This is a genomic window from Acidisoma sp. PAMC 29798, from assembly GCF_030252425.1.
In the GTDB taxonomy this organism is placed as follows: domain Bacteria; phylum Pseudomonadota; class Alphaproteobacteria; order Acetobacterales; family Acetobacteraceae; genus Acidisoma; species Acidisoma cladoniae.
The window spans coordinates 2928536-2950772 of the sequence record NZ_CP126994.1; the positions used below are offsets into that span (position 1 = coordinate 2928536).

Here is a 22237-nt window from a genome sequence, read left to right on the forward strand (position 1 = left end):
CAATGATTTTCCCCTCAGGATCGAAATATATTCGTAGCCATGGGCAAATCAATGAAAACGGTCTCTTAACGCGGGATTAGCAGATCCCACGACCGGCGATCGATCACCGTATCGCCCTCGGTTGCATCCAGGGTCGCCACCAGATGCCAAGCATCGGCAGTCGCCGTCAGGACGCAATGGGTTTCGATCTTTGCCTGCCAGTCGGGGCGATCGAACTCCGCCAGCCGCCAGGTTTCAGAGCGCGCAGCGCCCGGATCATCCGCCACGATGCTGTAATCCTCATGACCAAGCGCGCGGAGCGTCAGCCCCGTCTCGGCAATACGCAGGGCGCCGAGATTGCGCACGACGTGCAAGTTTGTCTCGCCAGTACCGATCGCTCGTGTCCCGGTGATGCGCCCCCGCGCCGGCGGCTCGATCACCACCGCCTCCAGCGGCGGCGGTGACCAGGCGGTCCCTAAAATCTCCGGCGCCGGCCCCTCGCCCGCGCGCAGAGGTAACTCCAGCACGCCGCCATAGAGAGTCACAGTCGTAGCGCCCGGCAGGGGCGTGGCCAAGGGCCAGTACGCGGTCGAGACCGAAACGCGCAGGCGGTGCCCGACCGGCAGCGCGAAGCCCGTGGCTTTGAGATCGACGACCACGTCCGTCGCCTCTCCCAGCGTCAACGGTGTCGCGGTCTCATGTCCGTGACGATGGCGCAGGTTGAGCAGACCATAGGTGATGCGGCTGGCGGTGCCGTCCCCCGCCACGGCCGACAGGCGCACCGCAACCATCCCCTCCGTCTGGTCGCAGGACAGCGTAAGATGAACACGCGCCCGGCCAAGGATCTCCACAGGGGCGACGAGTGGCGACGTATCAAAGGTCAGCGACCCGGCATCGTCCTCCCGCTGATCGAGGGGCATATCCGGCCCCCAGCCATAAGGGCACCATTCGCCGGAGGCGAGGCCCGTCGTCGCCTGCGATTTCACGCTCGCCGTGAAGGTGCTGGCAGTTCCGCTCAGCCCATCGGCGCCGAGATGGAAAAGCCGAGGCCGAAGATTGGCGCTCGGCCAGGTCGATTCCGCGACCCAATGCCCGGCGCGGACGGCGTATTGCGCGCGCGGCGGTTCGGCGTCCTGCATCCAGGCCGTGAGCCTCGGCTCATCCATCAGGCCGGTGTCGATGTCGCGCAGCCAATGGTCCCACCAGCGGATGACATAGGCCAGGAAGTCGATGCCGGGCCCTGGCGTCGCGACATGAGGGTACGCATGAGCCCAGGGGCCGATGAGACCCTTGCGCGGTCCGGGCAAGCCTTCCAGCAGCCGCATCACGGCATTGACATAGCCATCGGCCCAGCCGCCCACCGCAAGCACGGCAGCAGATATGGCGCCGTAGTTCTCGCAGACCGAGCCGCTGCGCCAATAAGCGTCCCGCGTGCCATGGCGCATCCAGCGGGCGGCCGGCGGCTCATCGATCGCGGCCAGCCGCTCACGCCACATCTGCCGCCACCGATCGCCAACGATGGCGGGGTCGGGCGGCGTCGCCATCCAGGTGAACAGCGTGGCGCCGTATTGCAGATTATCGCTGAGCAGACAGCCGCCCATGTAATGCATGTCATCGGCATAGCGATCATCGGAGGCGCAGGTCGTGACAATGGCTTTCAGCGCCGGCGGCGCCAAGGCTGCGATCTGGAGGGCGTTGAAGCCGCTCCAACTCAGGCCGATCATGCCCACGCGACCGCAGCACCAGGGCTGCGCCGCGATCCAGGCGATCACCTCGACCGCATCGGCCCATTCGCCCGGCGTATATTCATCCCGCAGGACGCCATCGGAATCGCCGGCGCCGCGAAGATCGACGCGGATGGCGGCATAGCCGGCTTCGGCAAAGGCGGGGTGCAAGATGGCATCGTCGCCGCGATGACGATCCCGCCTGCGGTAGGGAAGATACTCGAGAATTGCCGGCGCGGCCTCTATCGCATCCGGCAGCCAGAGCTTGGCCGCCAGACGGCAACCGTCCGACAGCGTGATCCAGACGGTCTCGTCAACCCGCATGAAGGATGGGCCATGCAAACCCGTCGGCGTCCTCAAAGCGATGCACCCAACGGCGCGAGAAGACGACGGCGCCATCTTCGCTGCCCGTCATTTCCGAGGTGAGGACGAAGGCATAGCCTTCCCGCCGCACTTCGGTGGATGTTTCGATCGCGGTCGACCAGCCCGGCCGCTCGAAACTTTGGCGGCCACGGAAATGGGCGACGGCGGACGCGCCGTCTTTGGAATCTACGGTGTAGATGTGCTCGCCATCGCCACCGATGGTCAGCTCATCGAGGGACCAGAGGGCGCGTGTTGAGCGAATGGCCTGCTCCGTGCGGCCTGTGCTCGCATCCCAAGTGACGGTGCGCTTAATGGTGCCGGGCACCATCACCTCATGCGCGATCGGCGCCGCGGCCAGCGGCTCCGCGAAGGCCGGGAGGTCATGCACGGCCACGTGCGGCATTGGCGGCAGACAGAAGATCGCCGTCGTCGGCCAGATCGTGACCGCGCCTTTCGTCGGTTCCGGCCAGGCCATGGGCCAATAGTTGGTGGAGATGGCGAGGCGCATGCGGCAGCCCGGGGAGAACTCATAGGCCACGCCTTTGAGCGTCAGTGTGGCGCGGAAACGCTGACCGGCGAGCACGCCCTCAGGCAGCGAGATCCGATGCAGGCCGAAGGTTACCCGGCCCGAGGTGCCGTCCGGCGCGATTTCGCACAAGCGGATCGCGAGCAACGCGGCCTTGCCGGCGAGGGCGAGATCCAGGCTCAGCGACGGAATGCCGACCACCGCGACCGCATCGGTGAGAATCGGCGTGTCGAAACAGACCGAGAGTGCGTCGTCATAGCGATTATCGGCCTGGAATTCCGGCCCGTCCCCGCCGCCGTCGAGGGGGCACCACTCACCAGCATAAAGGCCGCAGTGTTGCGGCGTATCGATGACAAGAGGTCCGGCCGGCGACGGCGTGCGGGCGAGCACATGATCGTCGAAATAATAGGCTTCGGGCGTGGCCTCGACCGGCCAGGAGGGCAGGCCGATCCAACGACCGTCGATCTCAGGCGAGCGCGGATCTGGCTTGAGGTCTCGCCCGACCCAGAGACGCAACATCGGCTCATCCATGATGCCGGTCTCCTCACCGCCGAGCCACTGCCGCCACCAGCGCACTGCTTCCTGCAAGAAGCCGATCTTAGGGCCGGGCTTGCCCCAGGTCGGATACATATGCGTCCAGGGGCCGATGAGGCCCTTGCGCGGCACGGTGAGGTTTTCCATCAGCCGCAGCACGGGATCGGAATAGCCATCCGTCCAGCCTGTGACGGCATAAACCGCGCATTGGATGTCGGCGTAACTTTCGCAGACCGAGGCGTGCTTCCAATAAGCATCCCGCGTGAGATGATCGAGCCATTGCGACAGAGGCGGTTCTGCGGCCTCCATGCGTTCCTGCCACATCGCCCGCCACCGATCGCCGACATGGGCGGGATCGGGCGGACGCCCGATTTGCGTGAACAATCCGGCACCCCAGGACAGCCCATCGTTCAGCAGCGCGCCGCCCATGAAATGCACATCATCCGCATAGCGATCGTCGGTCGAGCAGCAGGTGATGATGGCCTTCAGCGCGGGCGGCCGCCGTGCCGCGACCTGAAGCGCCGCGAAGCCACCCCAGGAAATGCCGATCATACCGACATTGCCGTTGCTCCAGTCCTGCGCAGCCGCCCAGGCAATGACCTCGCACGCGTCATCCTGTTCCTGGCCCGTATATTCATCCTGCAAGGTGCCATCGGAATTGCCGCTACCGCGCAGATCGACCCGCAATGCCGCGAAGCCCTGGGCGGCGAACCACCCATGCATCATCGAATCCTCGATCGCCGTGCAATCGGATTGACGATAGGGAATCCATTCCAGAACCACCGGCACCGCGCGGTCTGTCAAGGGACGCCACAGCCGGCCGGCGAGCCTCGTCCCGTCCGACAGTGTAATCCAGACCTGCTCGAACGGATGGGGCAACAGGGTGTCGGCAGTCATCGAGGTTTTTCCTAGAACAGGATCAATACGCGCGGCTGGGAACGACGCGATTGCGGATTGTACGCCCCGCCAGGCTGCGCGCGAGATTATCGAGAAAGATGTCGAGCGTGCGGGGAATATAGGCGTCTGGATCGTCGCAGGAAACATGAGGCGTGATCACGAGGTTGGGCGTATCCCACAGCGGCGACTCAGCGGGCGGCGGTTCGGGGTCCGTCACGTCGATAATGGCGCCGCCGACATGGCGCGCCGTCAGCGCCGCGATCATCGCATCCTGATCCACCAGACCGCCGCGCCCGAAATTCGCGAAGCCCGCCCCTTTGCGCATACGTGCAAACATATCGGCGTTCATCATGTGTCGCGTCGCGGGTGTCAGCGGTGTCGCGAGCACCACGAAATCCGCCTCCCCAATCACATCCCGCGCGGCGTCAACACCAATCACGCTGTCAAAGCCCCGCACCGGCGCGGGTGTACGGCGAACGCCGGTCGTGACGATACCAAGGCGATGCGCCGCGCCAGCAATAGCCGTGCCGAGGCCACCGGTGCCGTAGATAAGGGCGCGACGGCCCGCGATTGGGGAACTGAAGGCCTTCGACCATTCATGGGCGCGTTGCGCGGTGATGAAATGCGGCATGTGCGTATGGAGCATCATGAAGACCATGCCCGCCCATTCGCGCAGCTTCGGCCCATGCACGCCACTGGCGGTGGCGAGCGCTACCTGTTTCGGCAACCAGTCGAGCGGCAGCAGATGCTCCATGCCAGCGGCACTGAGTTGGATGAGTTTCAGCGCCTGCCCGTGCGGCCGAATGCGGTCGGCCGGAAAACGGAAGCCGAGCAGCGCATAGGCACGGCCTAACGTCTCAATGAAATCTGGGCCGTCGATTGCGCAGAAATCGAATGCGAGCGCCGGCAAGGCCAACGTGCAGCGCGCCATCGCGGCATCGATATGATGCTGTTCAATCCGAAAGATCGCGAGCTGTGCTGGATTGGTCGCGACCAGTATCCGGAGCGGAGCAGTCATACGCTGGGTGCCACGACACGGTCGAGCACCCAGTTGTCCAGACTATGGACCAGCGGTTCCATGATCGAGAAACGTCCGACCCGCGCGAAGGGCGAGCGTAAACCCTGCTGCTGCAATTCGGAGATGACATTGTCTTCGGGAATCGATCGGTCCCATCGCTTGTAGTAGCGCTGCACGACTTCTTCGAAGTCGGGCCGCTCGGTGATAGCCTTTGGAAAGCAGGCGCCGGAAATGAGATGCATATGCTCCGGCCCGCGCGGATGCACTTCCAGCCACCACATGCAGTCGAAGGTCAGCGCCAGCATCGTGCCCGGATAGATCAGAATGTAATAGGTACCTTCTGCGCTCGGCCCGGTCAGCGTCGGCAGATAGGGGAAGCCGGTATCGCCGGCTTCCAGCGCGCGGCTGCCTTCATGCTTGGTATAGAGCCCCGACCATTGACCGGTCTCCCCATACAGCGGCGGCGAGATAGTGCGCTTTTGCCGCTGGATGGTTTTCGCGTGCACGGTGGGCACATGATAGGCCTCCATCGCATTCTCGACGTAGATCTTCCAATTACAGGCGATGTCCCAGGTCTTGCGACGCACGCAGACCATGTTCTCCAGATCATAGGCGGCGAGAAGTTCTGGAAGTTCCCCGAGAAAGCTGGCGAGATCGGGTACCGAGGGATCGAAGCAGAGGAACAGGAAGCCGCCCCAGCTTTCCAGACGAAATTCATCGAGACCGAAATCCGCCGTCTCGAAACAGGCGGTGTCTTCCATTTCGGGCGCGCCGCGCAGGGCGCCTTTCAGATCATAGGTCCAGCTATGATAGGGGCAGCGGATCGCCGCAATCTCCCCCTCGCCTTCCAGCAAGCGGGCACCGCGGTGGCGGCAGGTATTGGCGAAGGCTCGCAGACGACCATCCTTGCCATGCACCACCGCGACGGGAATGCCGGCGAAATCGAGCGTGAAATACTGGCCCGGCTGGGCCACACGCGCCGCGCGGCCGATGAAGTTCCAGGTCTTGCCAAAGATCTTCTCGACCTCGGCTGCATAGAAACCAGGCGTCGTATAAGTCCAGGGCGGCATGGTCTCCGCCTCCAGCAAAGGACGGCGCACCGCCTGGAAATGCTCGGGCGACAAGGGATTCTCGGGCGGCAGCCAGCGTGGTGTCATGAGTATGAGCCTGATTCCTGCATGTCGTCCGCTTCTTGCATGTCAATCGTGTTGCATCGCCTGTCGCGTTGTGTACAGTATGCAGACCGGATTTCAACAGGTCAAACGGAGATCGCTTCAGATGTCTGCCACCGCAACCAGGCTCACGACGGACGCCGCCCCGACCACGACACGCCCGATCACACCGCGCGAGATCGCCTTGTTCGAGCGGGATGGTTTCGTGATCCTGCCGGGCTTCTTCAGCGATGCCGAAGTGGCCCCGCTGCGGGAGACCTGCACGGCGGACCCCACCTTGGGCGGTCGTCTGCGCGCGGTCGCGGACAGCACCGGCAATGCCCAGGAAGTCATCGGCTGGACCGCCTTCACCGATGATTATCTCGGCGTGGTTCCGCGCATGGCGCGCCTTGTCGATGGCGCCGACGCCCTGCTCGGCAAGCCGTCCTATCACTGGCACTCAAAGCTTTCGATGAAGGCGCCGCATACCGCCGGCCGCTGGGACTGGCACCAGGATTATCCGTACTGGTACGACGAAGGCTGCATGAAGCCCGATATGCTAACCTGCATGATCGCCATCGACCGCGTGACCAAGACCAATGGCTGCGTGACGCTGGTGCCGGGATCGTATCTCTATGGCCGCGTCAATCACGTTCAGGTCGGCGAAGCGAGCGGCTGCGACCCCGTGCGCCTCGAACTCATGCTGAAGGCGCTTCCGCTGGTCCCGGTCGAGCTGGAGCCGGGCGATGCCTGCTTCTTCCATGGCAATACGCTGCATGCGTCGAGCGGCAATACCTCCGACTTCCCGCGCACCGTGCTCCATTGCTCCTACAACACGATCGAAAACTCGCCCTTCCTTGAGGAAGGCCAGGAGCATCACAAATATAAGCCCTTCAGCAAGCTGCCGGACTCCGTGCTTGTCGACCACGCGTGGAAAGACATCTACAAGAACCACGAGTTCAACAAGGCGCGCGTCGCCGATGGAAAGACCAACAGCTATGGCTATAAGGTCGTCAGCAGGATGTAATGGCTGAAATTCTCGACGGGATCCGCTTCCACGCGGCTGAGCTTGAGAGTTTCGTCGGGACTTTGTTCACGCGGATGGGGGCACCAGCGCCCACCGCGAGTGCCGTCGCCCGGGCCGTCACGGCGGCCTCGGCACGCGGCTTCGACACCCACGGCGTGCGCCTGGTTCCCTATTACGCGTCGCTCGTCACGGGCCGTCGTGTCAATCTCGCGGCCAATCTGGTCTTCACCCGCCGCGCCCCCGCCGTGGGTCATCTCGATGCCGATGACGGCTTTGGCCATATCGCGAGCTTTCGCGCTATCGATGAGGCCATCGCGATGGCCAAGGAGACCGGCGTCGCTGTCGTGGCTGTCGGACGCTCCTCCCATCACGGTGCAACCGGCACTTACACCCATTACGCCGCCGAGCAGGGCTTCGCCGCTATCGGCATGACCAATTCGCCGCCGATCGTCGTGCCGCATGACGGGACAACGCCGTTCTTCGGCACCAATCCTCTGAGTTTCGCGCTGCCGGTGGAGGGTGAGACCCCGCTGCTACTCGACATGGCGACCAGCAGCATGCCGCTGAACCGTGTGGAACTTCGCCAGGCCGTTGGCAGTGTGCTGCCGCTGGGTGTCGCGATCGACAGTACGGGCGCCGAGACCACCGACCCGGCGGCGGTCGTGGCGCTGCTGCCGCTGGGCGGCACCGTTTTCGGCCATAAGGGTGCGGGATTGGCGGCGATGGTCGATGTGCTGTGCTCGGTCTTCACCGGCATGCCGCATGGCAATCAGCTGCCGCGTAGCGCTGACGCCGGCATCCATGATTGGCCCTCCGTCGGGCATTTCTTCATCGTTATGAATCCCGCCGTGTTCCAGGCGCTGGCTGCCTTCAATGGCGGTGTGACGCGCTTCCTCGACGATCTGCGCAGCCAGCCGGCGCGCGATGGCGCCACCATCATGGCGCCGGGCGATGTGGAGAAGGGCATGGCACGGGAGCGCGCGGCGGAAGGCGTTCCGATCGATCGGCTGAGTTGGGCGAAGATTTCGGCCCTCGCTGAGGAGTTTGGGTGCGACGTGCCGGTGGCGGTTAATTAGTCTTCGTCATCTCCATTTAATTTCGTCATTCGCGGACTTGATCCGCGAACCTACCCGCTATGGCGCCCAAACATCGTCATGGCGCCGCAACGGGTAAGTCCCCGGGTCAAGCCCGGGGATGACAATTATGTTCCGAGACGCCTCAACCCCGCCAAGTCGGATCGACGGCATCGAGCAGCCGTAGCATCGCCGGCCACATGCGCTGCCCCGCGAGCGGCGGATTGAAAGCGCTGGTATATTGCGGCATCGTCGCTTCCACCACCTCCGGCGACGGATGCAGAATCGGCCGGCCGCTGGCCAGCACATCCATCTGCACCTGCGCCGCCTGCTCCAGATAATACGTGAAGTAGAACGAAGCGGGAATATTCGCGCCGACCGTCAACAAGCCATGATTGCGCAACACCAGCGCGACATTGCCGGCGATGTCGCGGTTGAGGCGCGCACCTTCTTCCATGTTGAAGGCAATGCCTTCGTACTCATGGTAGCCGATGCGCTTGTGGAACTCGATGGCGAATTGGTTGATCGGCATCAGACCGTCCTGCAAGCAGGACATCGCGACCCCTGCGCGCGTATGCGTGTGGATGACGCAGTTAATGTCGGGATTGGCGGCGAGGATGGCGCCGTGAATGACGAAGCCGGCGGCATTGGCGGGGTAGCGATCATTGCCAACGACGCGGCCTGCGAAATCGAGTTTCACCAGCACGTCCGGCGTAATTTCCCGAAACAGCAGGCCGAAGGGATTGATCAGGAAGGCGTCCTCGCCCGGCACCCGCACCGAGGCATGGGTGAAGATCAGATCATCCATTTTAAAATAGGCGAGAAGACGGTAAACCGCTGCGAGATGAAGCCGCACCTCACCCTCCGATTGCATCGGAATGATTTTGGATGGGGCATCCTTGATGATCATGATTGAAAACTTCCACTCTCTATACGGAGGATCGCTATGACATTCTCGATCGTGGCGCGCTGCGCCGAGACCGGTCGGCTAGGGGTCGCGGTCGCCACGGCGAGCCTCGCGGTGGGTGGGCGCTGCCCCTACGCCATGAGTGGCGTCGGCGCAGTGACGACGCAAAATCGGACCCACCCGATGATCGGCCCGCGCGTGCTGGAACTGCTGCGCGATGGCGTGGCTGCGCAGGACGCGGTGGAGGCGGCGGCAACGGCCTTCCCCTTCCCCGAATGGCGCCAGGTCGCGGTTGTGGATTTCAAAGGTGGGGTCGGCGTTTTCCACGGCGCAGACTGTTCCGGCGTGCATGCGGAGGCCCGGGGCGCGGGCGTGGTGGCGCTCGGCAATCTGCTGCAAACCGATGCCGTGCCCGGCGCGATGATTGCGGCCTTCGAGGCGACGGTGGGGATGTTGGAAGATCGGCTGCTCGCCGGCCTCGCCGGCGGTCTCGCGGCCGGTGGTGAGGTCAACCCCCTGCAATCGGCGGCGCTGCTGGTAGTGGATGGCGACCCCTTCCCCTTCACCAATCTGCGCGTCGATTGGGATGGCGCGGCACCGCTGGAGACACTGCAAGCGCTGTGGCAAAAATGGCGCCCGGTGGCGGGGACCTACCGCACCTGGGCGGTCGATCCGTCGAGCGTTTAGCGAAGACGGCGCCGCGATCAAACCGGTTCGACCCGGAAGAGCAAATCATAGGTGCGGCGAAGGTGTTCGCGAATCGCCTTCTCCGCCGTGTCGGGGTCGCGGTCGCGAATCGCTTCGGCGATGCGGCCGTGATCGTCGATGACCGTGCGGGTTTCACTGGGCGTATAGCGCTGAAGGCTGCGCGGGCTCGCGAAGAGTTCGCGGTAGTCGCTGACGAGACGTTCAAGGCGCGGCGCGCGGGCGGCGGTGGTGATCGCCATATGGAATTCGAGATTGAGCTGCGCCCGCGTCTCGACATCCGTGGGATCGGCATCGCGGCTTGCCTGCGCAAGGTCGAGGATGCGGGCAATTTCCTCATCCGTGGCACGCAGCGCCGCGAGCCGGGCGGCACAGCCCTCGATCGCCTCGCGGATATAGTAGATGTCGGTGAGTTCCAGGCTTGGATCGACGACTTCGATGCCGGAGCCTTTGGCGGCACGCACGAGACCATCCTTGGCCAGACGCGCAAAAGCCTCGCGCACCGGGGTGCGGCTGATGCCGAACATGGCGGCGATCGCGACTTCGGTCAGCCGCTCACCAGGGCGAAACTCCCCATCGATGATGGCCCGCCTCAGCCGGTCATAGGCCTGTTCGGAATTGGTCTTCGGCGTTTCGATCCGCCACTGGCTTGATGGACTCTGGCTCGATGTGCTCATGCAGCCTCGTCGCACGAAGCGCGCATCTCAGGAAGATCGAAACCGGCCATCATCCGCGCCCGCGCCAGGGCGGCGTCCCGGTCATAGGTCGCAAACAGGGCGGCTTCCTGCGCGAAGACCGGCGTTTCCGCGAAAAGTTGATAGGCCTGGGTCCGGCCGGCATAGGAGGAGGCGGTCAATTCCCGCGCCAGATGCATGACCTTCAGGCGCACCTCGGCATCATTGCCGGCAACGCGGAAGAACTTGCGGACATCGGCGCCGATCTCAGGATGATCGAGCATCGCATGATCTGGCAACATCACCACCTGCCCGCCCGCGATTTCCCGCAGGTAATGGACCATCTCGTTATAGGTCTGCGAGCAATAGACGCGGCCGGCATTCTGGATCGCCTGATTGGGCATGACATAGCCTGAGCGCGTGGTCTGGCAAGCGGTTTCGGACGCGATGAGGAAGGCTTCGATCGACTGCTTGAAGACCATGATCTGGCTGATCTTGGAGCGGATGACCGGAATGCCGATGGTGCCCGATTGCTCGGCGATCAGGAGGGCCGTGCCGACCAGCAGATCGGCCTTGGCAAGGCAACGCGTGAGATAGCCCTGCGCCGCCCAACGCGCGAATTCGCTGCGCATCAAGGCTGCGAGTTCGGGCTTGCGGCTGAAAATAACGTCGTCCCACGGTACGAGGACATTGTCGAAGACGATCAAGGTGTCGATCTCATCGAACTTCGCCGTGATCGGATGATCCCGCTCGGAGGCGTGGCCCGCGCCGCCCGCCGTCAATGGCATGCGGCAGATATGGCGCACGCCTGGTGCGTTGAGTTTGACGATGCAAGACACCGCATAGTCACGGTTATCGGGAACCCAGTTACCGACGGTCGGTTTGATGAAAGCGACATGGGCATAGGGCGCGCCGGTTTCGAACTTGGCACCGCTGATGACGATGCCTTCATCGGTTTCCTTGACGACGCGCAGATAAAGGTCGGGGTCGTCTTGCTCGAACGGTTGCTTTGAGCGGTCACCCTTGGGGTCGGTGTTGCCGCTGGTCATGAACAGGTTTTCGCGCTGCAAACGCTCCAGCCAAGCAGCGCCATTGCGGCGATAGCGCAGGTCGAAACGGTCAAAGAGATCGCCGCGATCCTTGATCACGAACAAGGGCGATACGGTTTCATCGCCAAACCGGTCCATCGTCGAGCAGACCTGCCGCAGAACTGTGCTGGTCATTTGCCGACGCAAGACGAGGTCTTCCCGCGTCTCCGGGATTTTATAGAAGCGCGAGCCGCGCCCGCCTTCCGGCAAGGCGAAGGTCATCACCTCCCGATATTCGGGGTCGTGATGCAGATCATAGATCTGCGACACGGCATCGACCATCGGCGCGAAGGCGGGATGCGTCGTCACATCCGCGACCGCCTCACCGCCGATCCAGATACGGCGGCCATCTTTCAGGCTGGCACGATACTCGGCACCCGTCATCAATCCCATGCGCCGGCTCCCGAAAGTGTGGTTATCAGTCCGGCCAAGACGGCCGCGCGATCGAACAGACTGTCCAGCGGAATACGCTCTCGCCGGCTACAGGAGTCGAAACAGATCGGCCCGAGGCCGTCCAGTGTCGGGCGACCGAGGGCGGCGGCGAAACTGCCATCCGACCCGCCGCCGCTTTCGACCGCCGGATAGTCGAGGCCCAGCGCCGTGGCCGTTGCCAGTGCCGCCGCATACAGGCCAGCACTGGCGGAGGTCGGGAAGGCCGGGCGGGTGATGCCGCCGGTCATGGAAATCCGTACACGCGGATCACGCAGGGCCAGCACGAGGTCACGCACACGGCCCAGCAGCGCCTCGGCCCTCTCCGCCGTGCGCGCGCGCAAATCGATATGCATCTCACAATCCTGGGGCACGACCTGACGGGCATCGCCGCCGCGCAGAATGCCGATGCTGATGACATCGCCGGTGGCGGCATCGCTCAGCGCTTCCAAAGGCGCCACCTTGGCCGCCAGTTCCGCGAGGGCGCTGGCGCCCTCCGCCTTGTTGACGGTATGAGCAGAGCGCCCCTCGGCGCGCACGACGATGGCGCCCACCGCGCCGCGCCCCACGACCACGGCGCCATTGGCCCGCGCCGGTTCCAGCACCAGCACCCAGTCTGCCGCACGCGCCTCCGCCTCAATCCAGGTGCGGGAGGCGGCGGAACCGACTTCCTCATCGGGCACCAAGACGTGGCGGATTTCGCCAATGCCGTCGAAGCCGCTGTCGATCAGCGCCTCGACCGCGGCATGGGCCATGACGAGGCCGCCCTTCATATCACCCACGCCCGGTCCGCTCGCCATGCCATCCGCCTCGGCATAGCGCCAATCCCGCAGGCTCTCATTCGGCCAGACGGTATCGAGATGGCCGAGGATCATCACCCTGCCCCGTCCGCCGAACTGCCGTGTAAAGGTCCGCTGCGCCCCGAAGCCCGGCAGGGCGCGCCGCTCACTGGTAAAACCAAGCGGCTCCCACAAACCCGCGACCGCATCGCCGACCGCATCGACGGCCGCCGCGTCATGGGAACCGGCAGCGAGGTTCACGAGGGTTTCGAGACGAGCCGCGATAACATGCGGGCGAGAGACGATCGCCGCGCGGAGGCTCGCTGGTGATGTACTCTGCATACAGAATACCTATAACCGATCTCTTACGCTGTCCAGCAGACAGACACATCACGAGGCAGCGGTTTGCATAACAAAAATGTGTTGAAAGCGGATCAGTCCGGCTTCACAACGCTTTCGGACTTTTCTCTGGCCAGGAACGAGTTCGGGCATGACCGCGACTCCTGTCACCTCAGGCGTTACCTCCACGGGGCTGACCGTCGGCCAAGGTGACCAATTGCTGGTTGCATCGGCCGGAACCACGAGCGCCACGACGATCAGCAGCGGCGGCTACGAAGTGGTTTCCGCCGGCGGCATCGCGAGCGCCACGACAGTGAAGACGGGCGGCACGCTCGTCGTTCTGCCGGGGGCAAACGCACCGGACACAACCTCCGCCGGAGGCACCGTTCTATCCACCGGCGTGATCGCCGTGGAGCCGGACGGGACTGTCACGACCGCCGCAACCTTGATCGGTCACACCGTGACCAGCGGCGGCGCGGAATACATTCTCGCGAATAGCATCGCCAGTAACACCGTCATCAGCAGCGGTGGGACGGACATCGTCTATTCGGCGGGAACATCCTTCGGCACGACGGTCGTCAGCGGCGGGATCGAAACCGCCTATTATGGCGCTGTCCTCAGCAGCAGCGTCATCGAAGCCGGCGGCTCATCTGAGATCTTCTACGGCTCGGCCGTCAGCGCATCGGTGATGGGCATCGGCGCGACTCTCAATATCGACGGTGCCACCGCGTCCGGCACCATGGTCTTCAGCGGCGGCACCGAAGAGGTTGATGGCAGCGGCACGGCCGTCGAGACTGCCGTCAGCAGCGGCGGCACTGAGACCGTCTATTATGCGACGACGAGCGACACGACCATCGCGACGTCCGGCCTGCTGGAGTTGCGTCCACATGGCATCGCCTCCGGTGCCATCACATTCGCAGGCACCGGTGGCATTCTGCAGATCGATGACAGCACCGCCGTGCCGGATAGCACGACCGTCATCTCCAGCTTCACGTCCGGCAACAGCATCGATTTCGACTTCATCACCTCCGCGTCCGGCGATGGATTTTCGGTCTTGGGGGAGACCGTCACGGTTTCTGCCGGCGGCATGGAATACGATCTGACCACAGAGAATGCCGTCACGGGCGCCCTTCAGCTCAGTGCAGCGACCGATGGCAGCCTCGACCTCATCGCCGTCTGCTACTCGCGTGGCACGCATGTGCTTACGCCGACAGGGGAAGTGCCGATCGAGACGCTGAAGATCGGCGATCCGCTGGTGACACGCTTTGGCGGCATCCAGCCTATCAGGTGGATCGGGCGGCAGAGCTACGCCGCCCGCTTCGTGCAAACCAATCGCGACCAGCACCCCGTGCGCATCGCAGCGGGTGCCTTGGGTGACCGCCTCCCCGCACGCGATCTTTTCGTATCGCCCGACCATTCCATGCTGATCGGGGAGGTGCTGATCTTGGCGAAATGTCTGGTGAATGGCGTGACCATCACGCAGGACGCGGTGCCGGAGGAGATCCACTATTATCAGATCGAGTTCGAGAGACATGACTGCCTCATCGCCGAAGGCACATGGTCGGAAAGCTATGCCGACGTGGTGGGTCTGCGCGGGCGATTTCATAATGCGGCGGAGTTCGCCGCGCTCTATCCGACATATCAGGCGCCAACCGCGCTGCGTCTCTGTGCGCCTCGGCCGGACTCGGGACCGATGCTCGATACGGCGCTGCGGCCCTTCGTCGCGAAGGCCATGGCGGGACGGCGGCCGGGCCGGCTGCGAGGGTCGCTCGATGCAATCCGCGATCATCGCATCATCGAAGGCTGGGCACAGGATACGCAACACCCCGAGACGCCGGTCCTGCTGGAGGTTTTGCTGGGGAATGAGGTGATCGGCACGGTTCTCGCCTGCGATTACCGCGCGGATCTGGAAGCAGCGGGCTTTAGCCGGGGTCGCTGCGCGTTCTTCTTCGCAGCACCGGTCGATATCCTCCCGACCACCGCCGATGCGATCCATTTGCGGCGCGGGGTGGACGGTGCCGCCATTGCCAAGAGTGCCGATTGCGTCGCTAGCATTGCACGCGTCCGGGGCGAGCATCCTGCCCCGGGCGCGTGGCTTCGTTTTGCGGCTAGCTCAGCTTGAACACCCAATTCGCGATCAGCACCACGGCAATACCGCCCGCCAGCGTCAGATAAGGCAGAATGCCCGCGCGCTTGGTCGTGGTGTCGCCGGCGCCCCCGACATGCAGATCTTCCAGCATCTGCGTCGGGAACTTGCCACCGTCCTGGATATAATGGCGGAAGCAGAACACCGGAATGATCAGCAGCGCCGCGATCAGCCCGGCCCACAGGGCCATCGGGTTCCAGGTCTTGGCACCCGCGCCCATAAAGCCGGCATTTACGAAGGCGAAGATGCTGCCAGCCGCCAGCAGCCAGGTCGGTGCCTTATAGGGGCGATGCGTATTTCCCGAATCCATCCGATGGATCCAACCCGCGTTGAGGTTGAGAAAGTTGAAGATGATATATCCACAATTGGACACGGCCAGGATGAAGAAGAAACTGGTGGCGTCACTGGCGGCGATGGCCAAGACGACGAGGTTGAAGATAAGGTCGGTCCACATCGCTTTGGTCGGCGCGCCATGGGCATTGATGTGGCTCAGATAGCGCGGCAGCCACCCATCGACGGAGCCCTGATAGAGCGTGCGGGACGAGCCCGCCATCGCGGTCATGATCGACAGGATCAACGCCAGGATCATGAGCATGATCATGATCGATCGAATGAACCCGCCGCCACCGACCATGGTCGCGAGGGCCGAAGCAACACCCGATCCATCCGCGATTGTCGGGTCCAGCATGCCCGTGAGACCCAGAGCCCCTTGGAAGGTGAACGGCACAAGAATGTACAGCAGCAGACAGAGCAGGCCTGAATAGAAGATCGCCTTGAAGGTGTCGGTGCCAGGGTTGCGGAATTCGCTCGTATAGCAAACGGCGGTTTCAAACCCATAGGTTGACCAGGCGGCGATGAACATGCCGCCGAGGACCAAGGTCCATCCGGGAATGTTCCAATGTCCCGGTGCGGGCGCACCCGCCGCCGCGAGGGGCACCAGCGGCTGGAAGTTGTTGAAATTGACATGCCCATTGAGCAGAGGAACGACGCCACAAATCAGCATCGGGATGATGACGAGCAGGCCGACGTATTTCTGCACGCTCGCGGTACCCAGAATGCCGCGATGCTGGATGGCAAACACACCGAGCATGATGATCACGCCGATGAAGAAGGTCGCATTGAACGAAAAACCAACAGGGCCGAGGCTGTGGCTGAACAAGGTCCAACCGCGAATGCCTGGCGTCAGTGCGGCGATGGCGGCATTGGTCTTATCGGTGGCCGACCCTGCGATGCCAGCGCCATGCGCCGCGAGCCATTGCAAGACATCCGGCGATCCGGCCGCCGGAATAGGCGCGAGCGCGTTCAAAACATAGGCGGCCGCGATCGAGCAGCCGAGGGACAACACGGGTGACCAGGCAAACCAATTGCACCACACAGACAGCGGCGCCACGAACTTGCTGTACCGAATCCAGGCTGCCGCACCATATACGGAGGCGCCGCCGGACTTGTTCGGGAACAAACCCGCGATCTCAGCGTAGGTGAAGGATTGCACGAAGCCCATCAGCATCGAGGCGGTCCAGATCAGGAAGGCGAGGTTGCCGTCCATCGCGGCGATGCCGCCGATCGAGAAGAGCACCAAGGCCGGCACGCCACTCGCGACCCAGAAGGCGCCCTTCCAATCGATCGTCCGTCGAAGGCCGCCTGATTCGGGAAATACCATCCCGATACCGGATACGTTCTCGCTCATCCTATCCCCCGATTGATCGTTGCCTTTCCTGAGACGCAATAAACGTGCCAGACAGTCCGATCATCGGGGACGTGGGCGGGCTATCCCTGTGCCAGGAACGTCTCCATAGAATCATCCAACGCTTCCATCCACGGTGTGTGATGCACCGGCGCCATGGTGCCCGTCAGCACGGACGGATAGGAGCGATCGCGATACGTGAGAATCCCCTCGGCCTTGTGGTGCTCCCATTCCTTGAACAATTCCGCGATCCGATCAACATCGAGATTCGGGTAATCCGTCTCGGCGAGCAGGTCGCGCACATACTCCGTCTGGAAATCGATCATCTGGGAGGCGTCTTCCAGCGCTTCCTCCCGCGCGGTCCAGGCAGCGATATCCGCCTCCATCGCCGCCCGATCGGGCAAGGCGATGCGCCCGAGCATAACATCGCGCGCGTACCAGGCCTGAGCATCGAACATATTGAAGGTGTAGAACTGGTCTTGCATGCCGATATAAATCAGTTTGGGATTGTCGGTGTAGACAATGCCCTTGTAGAGGCCGCCGGGGTAAAGCCGGTTGCGGGTCTTCAGGCGCAGATGATCCGGCAAGAACGGGAAATGATGCTGATAGCCTGTGCAGAGAATGACCGCATCGACTTCGCGTGACGTGCCGTCCTTGAAATGCGCGACCTTGCCGACGAGTTTCGTCAGCAGCGGCCTTTCCTCGACCCCCGCCGGCCAATCGAAGCCCATCGGCCGGGTGCGATAGCTGTACGTGACCGAGGCAGCACCGTATTTATGGCACTGGATGCCGATATCCTCGGCGGAATAGCTCGCACCCACCAGCAGGATATTCTTCCCGACCCATTCATTCGCATCGCGGAAATCATGCGCATGGAGCACGCGGCCAGGAAAATTGTCGAACCCCTCAAACCACGGCACGTTCGGGGTCGAGAAATGGCCGTTGGCGCAGACGACATAGTCGAAACTCTCGGCATGCAGCGTATCATGCTCCAGGTCTTTGACGGTCACCGTGAACTTGGCCGTTGTCTCATCATAACTCACGTTGCGCACGATATGGCGCAGACGGATATAGGCGGCGACGCCGGATTTCGCGATGCGACCCTTGATATAGTCGTGCAGCACCGCGCGCGGCGGATAGGAGGGGATCGGCCGGCCGAAATGCTCCTCGAAGGAATAGTCGGCGAATTCCAGGCATTCCTTGGGGCCGTTAGACCATAGGAAGCGATACATGCTGCCGTGCACGGCCTCACCCGTTTCATCAAGGCCTGTTCGCCAGGTGTAGTTCCACAGCCCGCCGTAATCGGCCTGCTTTTCGTAGCAGACGATGTCAGGAATTTCGGCACCGGCACGCCGCGCCGCCTCGAAGGCGCGAAGCTGGGCCAGCCCGCTGGGACCGGCGCCGATGATGGCAATACGGCTCTTCATGCTGATGGCTGCTCCTGCTGTGTCTGATGTCACGCGCGCACGCGCGTCTTTTGCGGATCGTAATGCGGAAAAGCGACCACTTCGGCGGCGATGCGTTTCTGCTGCCCGTCGAGCTTGCCGATTTCCACGGCCGTGCCGATGACACTGCAAACCACATCGACGCGGGCCAGCGCGATGCTGCGGCCGAGACTCGGTGAGCGCGTGGCGGAGGTGACAACGCCGATTTGGGCGCGACCGACATGCACGGGATCGCCATGACCTATCTCCTCGCCGCCGGCGATATCGAGGCCGACGAGCACCCGCATGGGATTCGCCCGCCGGCGTGCGAGCGCCTCGGCGCCGACGAAATCGGCGTTCTTCTTGGCCGGCACCGCAAAGCCGATGCCGGCTTCGAAGGGATCGGTCTCAGCGCTGAACTCATGCCCCGCGAAGACCAGTCCCGCTTCAATGCGCAGGATGTCCAGGGCGTCGAGACCGGCGGGGGCGAGGCCATGCGGCTTTCCCGCCGCCCAGATCGCATCCCAGACTGTGACCGCATGATCCGGGTGGCACCAGATCTCATAGCCGAGTTCGCCGGTATAGCCGGTGCGCGAGACCATAACCGCCGGTCCCGTCGGGCCACCGACACGGCCGACGGTGAAGCGAAACCAGCCAAGTTCGGCGATGCTCGGTCGTGCCGGCGGTGTCACCACAACCTCGGACAGGATCGCACGCGATCGTGGACCTTGCAGGGCCACGTTATGGAGTTGATCGGTCGCCGATTTCACCCAGACCTTGAGGCCACGCTCGGCGGCGAGCGCGCGAAGCCAGACACCGGCATAGTCCTCACCGCAAACAAGGCGGAAATTGTCGCGGCCGAGGCGGAAGATGGTGCCGTCATCCAGCATGCCGCCATGGGGATAGCAGAGCGCGGTATAGACTACCTGCCCAATGGCAAGGCGGCTGATGTCGCGCGGCACCGCCAATTGCATCAGCGCCTCGGCATCCGGACCGATGATCTCGAACTTGCGCAGCGCCGAAAGATCGATCAGGCAGGCGCGCTCGCGGCAGGCCCAGTATTCGGCAATCGGACCCTGGTTCAGGTAGCTGCTGGCGAGCCAGAAGCCACGATACTCGACGAAGTCACGGGTCAGGGCAGATGTGCGCGGATGAAATCCGCTTTCGCGGGTGAGGCGCGCCGGGGCGTCTGGTGTCATGCGATGCGCAATCCCTGGGGAGAAGGCGTGGGCGCCGTCATAGACGCGGACATGGATATCGGTCGGCACCCAGGCATTGGCCGCATCGATATCATCGGCGCAGGATGAGGATGCGCAGACAAGGTCGGTGAGAGCCCGTAGCAAAACATAATCGCCGGGTCGCGACCAGGGCTCATCCAGGGTGATCGCGCCGCCAGCGCTGACGATCGTATTGTAGAAGAAGTTGATCGCCGGCCAACCGACGCGCGCCGCAACGCCGAACGGCGCCATGGCGCGGTTGAAATTGTCCGTGCAATTGGCGTGTCCGGGATAGCCCATGTCCTCATAATATTTGCTCGCGCAAGCCAGCATGAAGCTGTCGTGCCGGCCAACCGTATCGCGCACAACCTCGACAAGCGGCCGCATATCGGCGTCGAAGAATTTTGCATGCAGGCCAGGCGTCGGGTAGGAGGCGCCGCCAAGCGTGCGGGTGACAGTGGGATCGAGGCCGGATTCGCGCCCAGCCGCGAGCTTCCCGGCATCGAAGGCCAGGAAGTCCGAGCACTGCTGCCCTTCGACATCAATGATCTGGATATAGTCGCCCGCCTTCACCCGATACGCCTGGGCTGTCGCCGCCGCGATCGGCAGATCGAGCACAGGCTCCGCCAGCGGCTCCGGCAAGCTTGGCGCTGGCGTTCCGGCATAGGTGATGGCGACGTGCAGTTCGGTCGGCGGGGACTGGCCATCCGGCGCCTGGGCGTCGCCGGGTGCCGCGATGACGCAGGTCGCGTCTTCCAGGGCGACGGTCGTGAAGGAGCGACCAGCGACGTCATCCTGGAAGCCCATGACGCTAAAGGCTGCTGCCGGCTCGGCCATGATCTCCGCCGGCTGTAAGCCTTCAGGGTCGGTGATGACGAGCGTATCACCGCGTTCCAGTTGGAAGGACTGGCGGCTGCCACCTGGAATCACGAACCTGGCAATCACCCCCGTCCCTCCCTCAGACCTATGGTTAAGCGGCTGTCGTGTCCCGGAACATCAGCCATTGGCCGTCCGGCGTCCAGGCCGGCTTGATGCTGGATTTGCTGATCCAGGCATTCACGCCATTGTCGAGGAACAGATAGGCGCCGGATTCCTCAAGCTTATCCTGAAGCTGAACGTATTCCTTGATCCGCTTGGCCGGATCCGTCTCATAGGTCGCCACGTCGTTGAGCGTATCATAGCTCTTGTCGCAGACCCGCTGCCAGTTCCAAACACCGACCTGGCTGCAGGTGAACCAGGACGTCGTCCAGCTCGGATCAGGCGATGTCGTGAACTTCACGATGAAAATCTGCATGTCCTTCCAGCTATTGCCTTGGGCCTGCGTGCCCTCGGCGTCGAAGGCGGCGCTATCCATGGGATGAATCGTCAAGTCGATTCCAACCACCTTCAACTGGGCCTGCAAGGCGAGGCCCATGGTGACGAGGTCGGTATCATTGTTGAAATCCAAACGCAGCTTCAAACCGGTGACGCCAGCATCCGCGAGCAGCTTCTTCGATGCGGCAGGATCGTACGGGTAGATGTTCTTGGTGCGATGACCATCCAAGGATGGCGGCACGCTGCCGAAAGCCGGTGTCACTTCGCCGAAATACGCCGCCTGGAGCACGCCATTGACGTCGATCGCCTGCTGGATGGCGCGACGCACACGAAGATCCTTCAGCTTCGGATGCTCGATATTCATGCCGAGCCAAGTATAGGCAAGCGCGGGATCGACCGTCAGCACGGTCTTCGGATCGGCCGCAGAGCGCAGCTGCGGAATGGAACTGATGCTCACCTTCGTCACATCCAGATCACCACTGTCATAACCGATTTCGGCGGTTTTCAGATCGGCGATGGGAATGAGTTGAATTTCATCGAAATAGGGCTGCGGACCCTTCCATAGCTCATTGCGCTCCAACGTCAACTTCTGGCGCGCGATCCATTCCTTGATCTTATAGGGGCCGGATGTCGCAAGCGGATCGGTGGTGATGGCGCCGCCATGCTTCGTCACGGCGGCTTTGCACAGGATCAAGCCCGAGCCATGCGGAAGCGTGCTGTTGAAAAGCGGTGGGAAGGCCTTCGTGAGATGGATGATGCCGGAATACTTGTCGACGATTTCGACTTCCTTCAGCGGCGCCCAATCGAGCTGGTAGCCGGCATTGGCCTTCGGATCGGCGATGCGCTCATAGGAGAACTTCACGTCCTCCGACGTCATTTCACCGAAGCCGTTGGTCCACATGATGCCGGGCTTGAGGGTGAACTTGATCGTGGTGGGGTCAACCTGCTCCAGCGTCTGCGCGGCATCGAGCTGCCAGGCCCAGGTCTTGCCCGATTTGAACTGACACAGACCGTTGAAGATGACGAACATGACCATCTCTTCCCACCAGCCATTCCGATTGGCAGGGTCGAGCACGGCGATGTCCTGGTCGTTCTGCACTTTCAGGATCTTCCCCTCGGCAGCCCAGGCGAGCTTGCCGCTCGACATTGCAGCGACGGTGCTGGCGCCGAGCACGGAGGCGCCGATCAGGATCTGACGTCGATTCAGAGTCGTGAGAGCCATGCACGCGATTCCTTTGA

General features: G+C 63.1%; 16 protein-coding genes. 4 read left to right on the forward strand and 12 right to left on the reverse strand.

The window, feature by feature from the left end:
- Nucleotides 1-65: 65 nt before the first annotated feature.
- From QP803_RS14125 to QP803_RS14140, 4 genes are read right to left on the reverse strand one after another with little or no spacing between them, the layout of a single operon-like run.
- A complete protein-coding gene (locus tag QP803_RS14125) occupies nt 66-2027 on the reverse strand; it encodes a CocE/NonD family hydrolase (RefSeq protein ID WP_284944106.1) in 1962 nt (653 codons plus the stop codon).
- Complete coding sequence (locus QP803_RS14130; protein WP_284944107.1) at nt 2017-4023, reverse strand: CocE/NonD family hydrolase; 2007 nt, start codon at nt 4021-4023, stop codon at nt 2017-2019. The genes QP803_RS14125 and QP803_RS14130 overlap by 11 nt, the downstream gene beginning before the upstream one ends.
- A gap of 22 nt (nt 4024-4045) precedes the next feature.
- On the reverse strand, nt 4046-5041 hold the full coding sequence (locus QP803_RS14135) for a D-2-hydroxyacid dehydrogenase (protein WP_284944108.1): 996 nt from the start codon (nt 5039-5041) through the stop codon (nt 4046-4048).
- Nucleotides 5038-6198 (reverse strand): aromatic ring-hydroxylating oxygenase subunit alpha, encoded by a 1161-nt coding sequence (locus QP803_RS14140; protein WP_284944109.1) that lies wholly within the window; start codon nt 6196-6198, stop codon nt 5038-5040. Before QP803_RS14140 ends, QP803_RS14135 begins: the two co-directional genes overlap by 4 nt.
- 121 nt (nt 6199-6319) lie before the next feature.
- On the opposite strand from QP803_RS14140, the gene QP803_RS14145 reads away from it, so the two are divergent.
- Together QP803_RS14145 and QP803_RS14150 are read left to right on the forward strand one after the other, a co-directional pair.
- Entirely contained in the window at nt 6320-7219 is a 900-nt protein-coding gene (locus QP803_RS14145) for a phytanoyl-CoA dioxygenase family protein (protein ID WP_284944110.1), read from the forward strand.
- On the forward strand, nt 7219-8295 hold the full coding sequence (locus QP803_RS14150) for an Ldh family oxidoreductase (RefSeq protein WP_284944111.1): 1077 nt from the start codon (nt 7219-7221) through the stop codon (nt 8293-8295). Before QP803_RS14145 ends, QP803_RS14150 begins: the two co-directional genes overlap by 1 nt.
- A 142-nt stretch (nt 8296-8437) precedes the next feature.
- Here the strand turns inward: QP803_RS14150 and QP803_RS14155 are convergent, their stop codons facing one another.
- Nucleotides 8438-9202 carry a class II aldolase/adducin family protein gene (locus tag QP803_RS14155; RefSeq protein ID WP_284944112.1) on the reverse strand — a complete coding sequence of 255 codons (765 nt, stop codon included), beginning with the start codon at nt 9200-9202 and terminating at the stop codon, nt 8438-8440.
- Nucleotides 9203-9238: 36 nt separating this feature from the next.
- Here QP803_RS14155 and QP803_RS14160 point away from each other — a divergent pair, with 36 nt between their 5' ends.
- Nucleotides 9239-9886 carry a DUF1028 domain-containing protein gene (locus QP803_RS14160; protein WP_284944113.1) on the forward strand — a complete coding sequence of 216 codons (648 nt, stop codon included), beginning with the start codon at nt 9239-9241 and terminating at the stop codon, nt 9884-9886.
- Between the two features lie 17 nt (nt 9887-9903).
- On the opposite strand, the gene QP803_RS14165 is transcribed toward QP803_RS14160, so the two are convergent.
- From QP803_RS14165 to QP803_RS14175, 3 genes are read right to left on the reverse strand one after another with little or no spacing between them, the layout of a single operon-like run.
- On the reverse strand, nt 9904-10581 hold the full coding sequence (locus QP803_RS14165; RefSeq protein ID WP_284944114.1) for a GntR family transcriptional regulator: 678 nt from the start codon (nt 10579-10581) through the stop codon (nt 9904-9906).
- On the reverse strand, nt 10578-12059 hold the full coding sequence (locus QP803_RS14170) for a 4-hydroxyphenylacetate 3-hydroxylase family protein (RefSeq protein WP_284944115.1): 1482 nt from the start codon (nt 12057-12059) through the stop codon (nt 10578-10580). The genes QP803_RS14165 and QP803_RS14170 overlap by 4 nt, the downstream gene beginning before the upstream one ends.
- Nucleotides 12050-13216, reverse strand: coding sequence for a M20/M25/M40 family metallo-hydrolase (locus QP803_RS14175; RefSeq protein WP_284944116.1), 1167 nt, complete (start codon nt 13214-13216; stop codon nt 12050-12052). The genes QP803_RS14170 and QP803_RS14175 overlap by 10 nt, the downstream gene beginning before the upstream one ends.
- Nucleotides 13217-13364: 148 nt before the next feature.
- Between QP803_RS14175 and QP803_RS14180 the strand changes: the two genes are divergently transcribed.
- On the forward strand, nt 13365-15335 hold the full coding sequence (locus tag QP803_RS14180) for a Hint domain-containing protein (RefSeq protein WP_284944117.1): 1971 nt from the start codon (nt 13365-13367) through the stop codon (nt 15333-15335).
- On the opposite strand, the gene QP803_RS14185 is transcribed toward QP803_RS14180, so the two are convergent.
- The 4 genes from QP803_RS14185 to QP803_RS14200 form a co-directional block, all read right to left on the reverse strand.
- Nucleotides 15322-17046: a trimethylamine N-oxide permease gene (locus QP803_RS14185; protein WP_284944118.1), complete on the reverse strand. Its 1725-nt coding sequence runs from the start codon at nt 17044-17046 to the stop codon at nt 15322-15324. The two genes, QP803_RS14180 and QP803_RS14185, sit on opposite strands and share 14 nt — an antisense overlap.
- 80 nt (nt 17047-17126) lie before the next feature.
- A complete protein-coding gene (locus tag QP803_RS14190; RefSeq protein WP_284944119.1) occupies nt 17127-18470 on the reverse strand; it encodes a trimethylamine monooxygenase in 1344 nt (447 codons plus the stop codon).
- Between the two features lie 29 nt (nt 18471-18499).
- The gene (locus QP803_RS14195; RefSeq protein WP_284944120.1) at nt 18500-20629 is read right to left on the reverse strand and encodes a trimethylamine N-oxide demethylase; all 2130 of its coding nucleotides are present in this window, start codon (nt 20627-20629) and stop codon (nt 18500-18502) included.
- A 25-nt stretch (nt 20630-20654) separates the two neighbouring features.
- Nucleotides 20655-22220, reverse strand: coding sequence for an ABC transporter substrate-binding protein (locus tag QP803_RS14200; RefSeq protein ID WP_284944121.1), 1566 nt, complete (start codon nt 22218-22220; stop codon nt 20655-20657).
- Between the last annotated feature and the right edge of the window lie 17 nt (nt 22221-22237).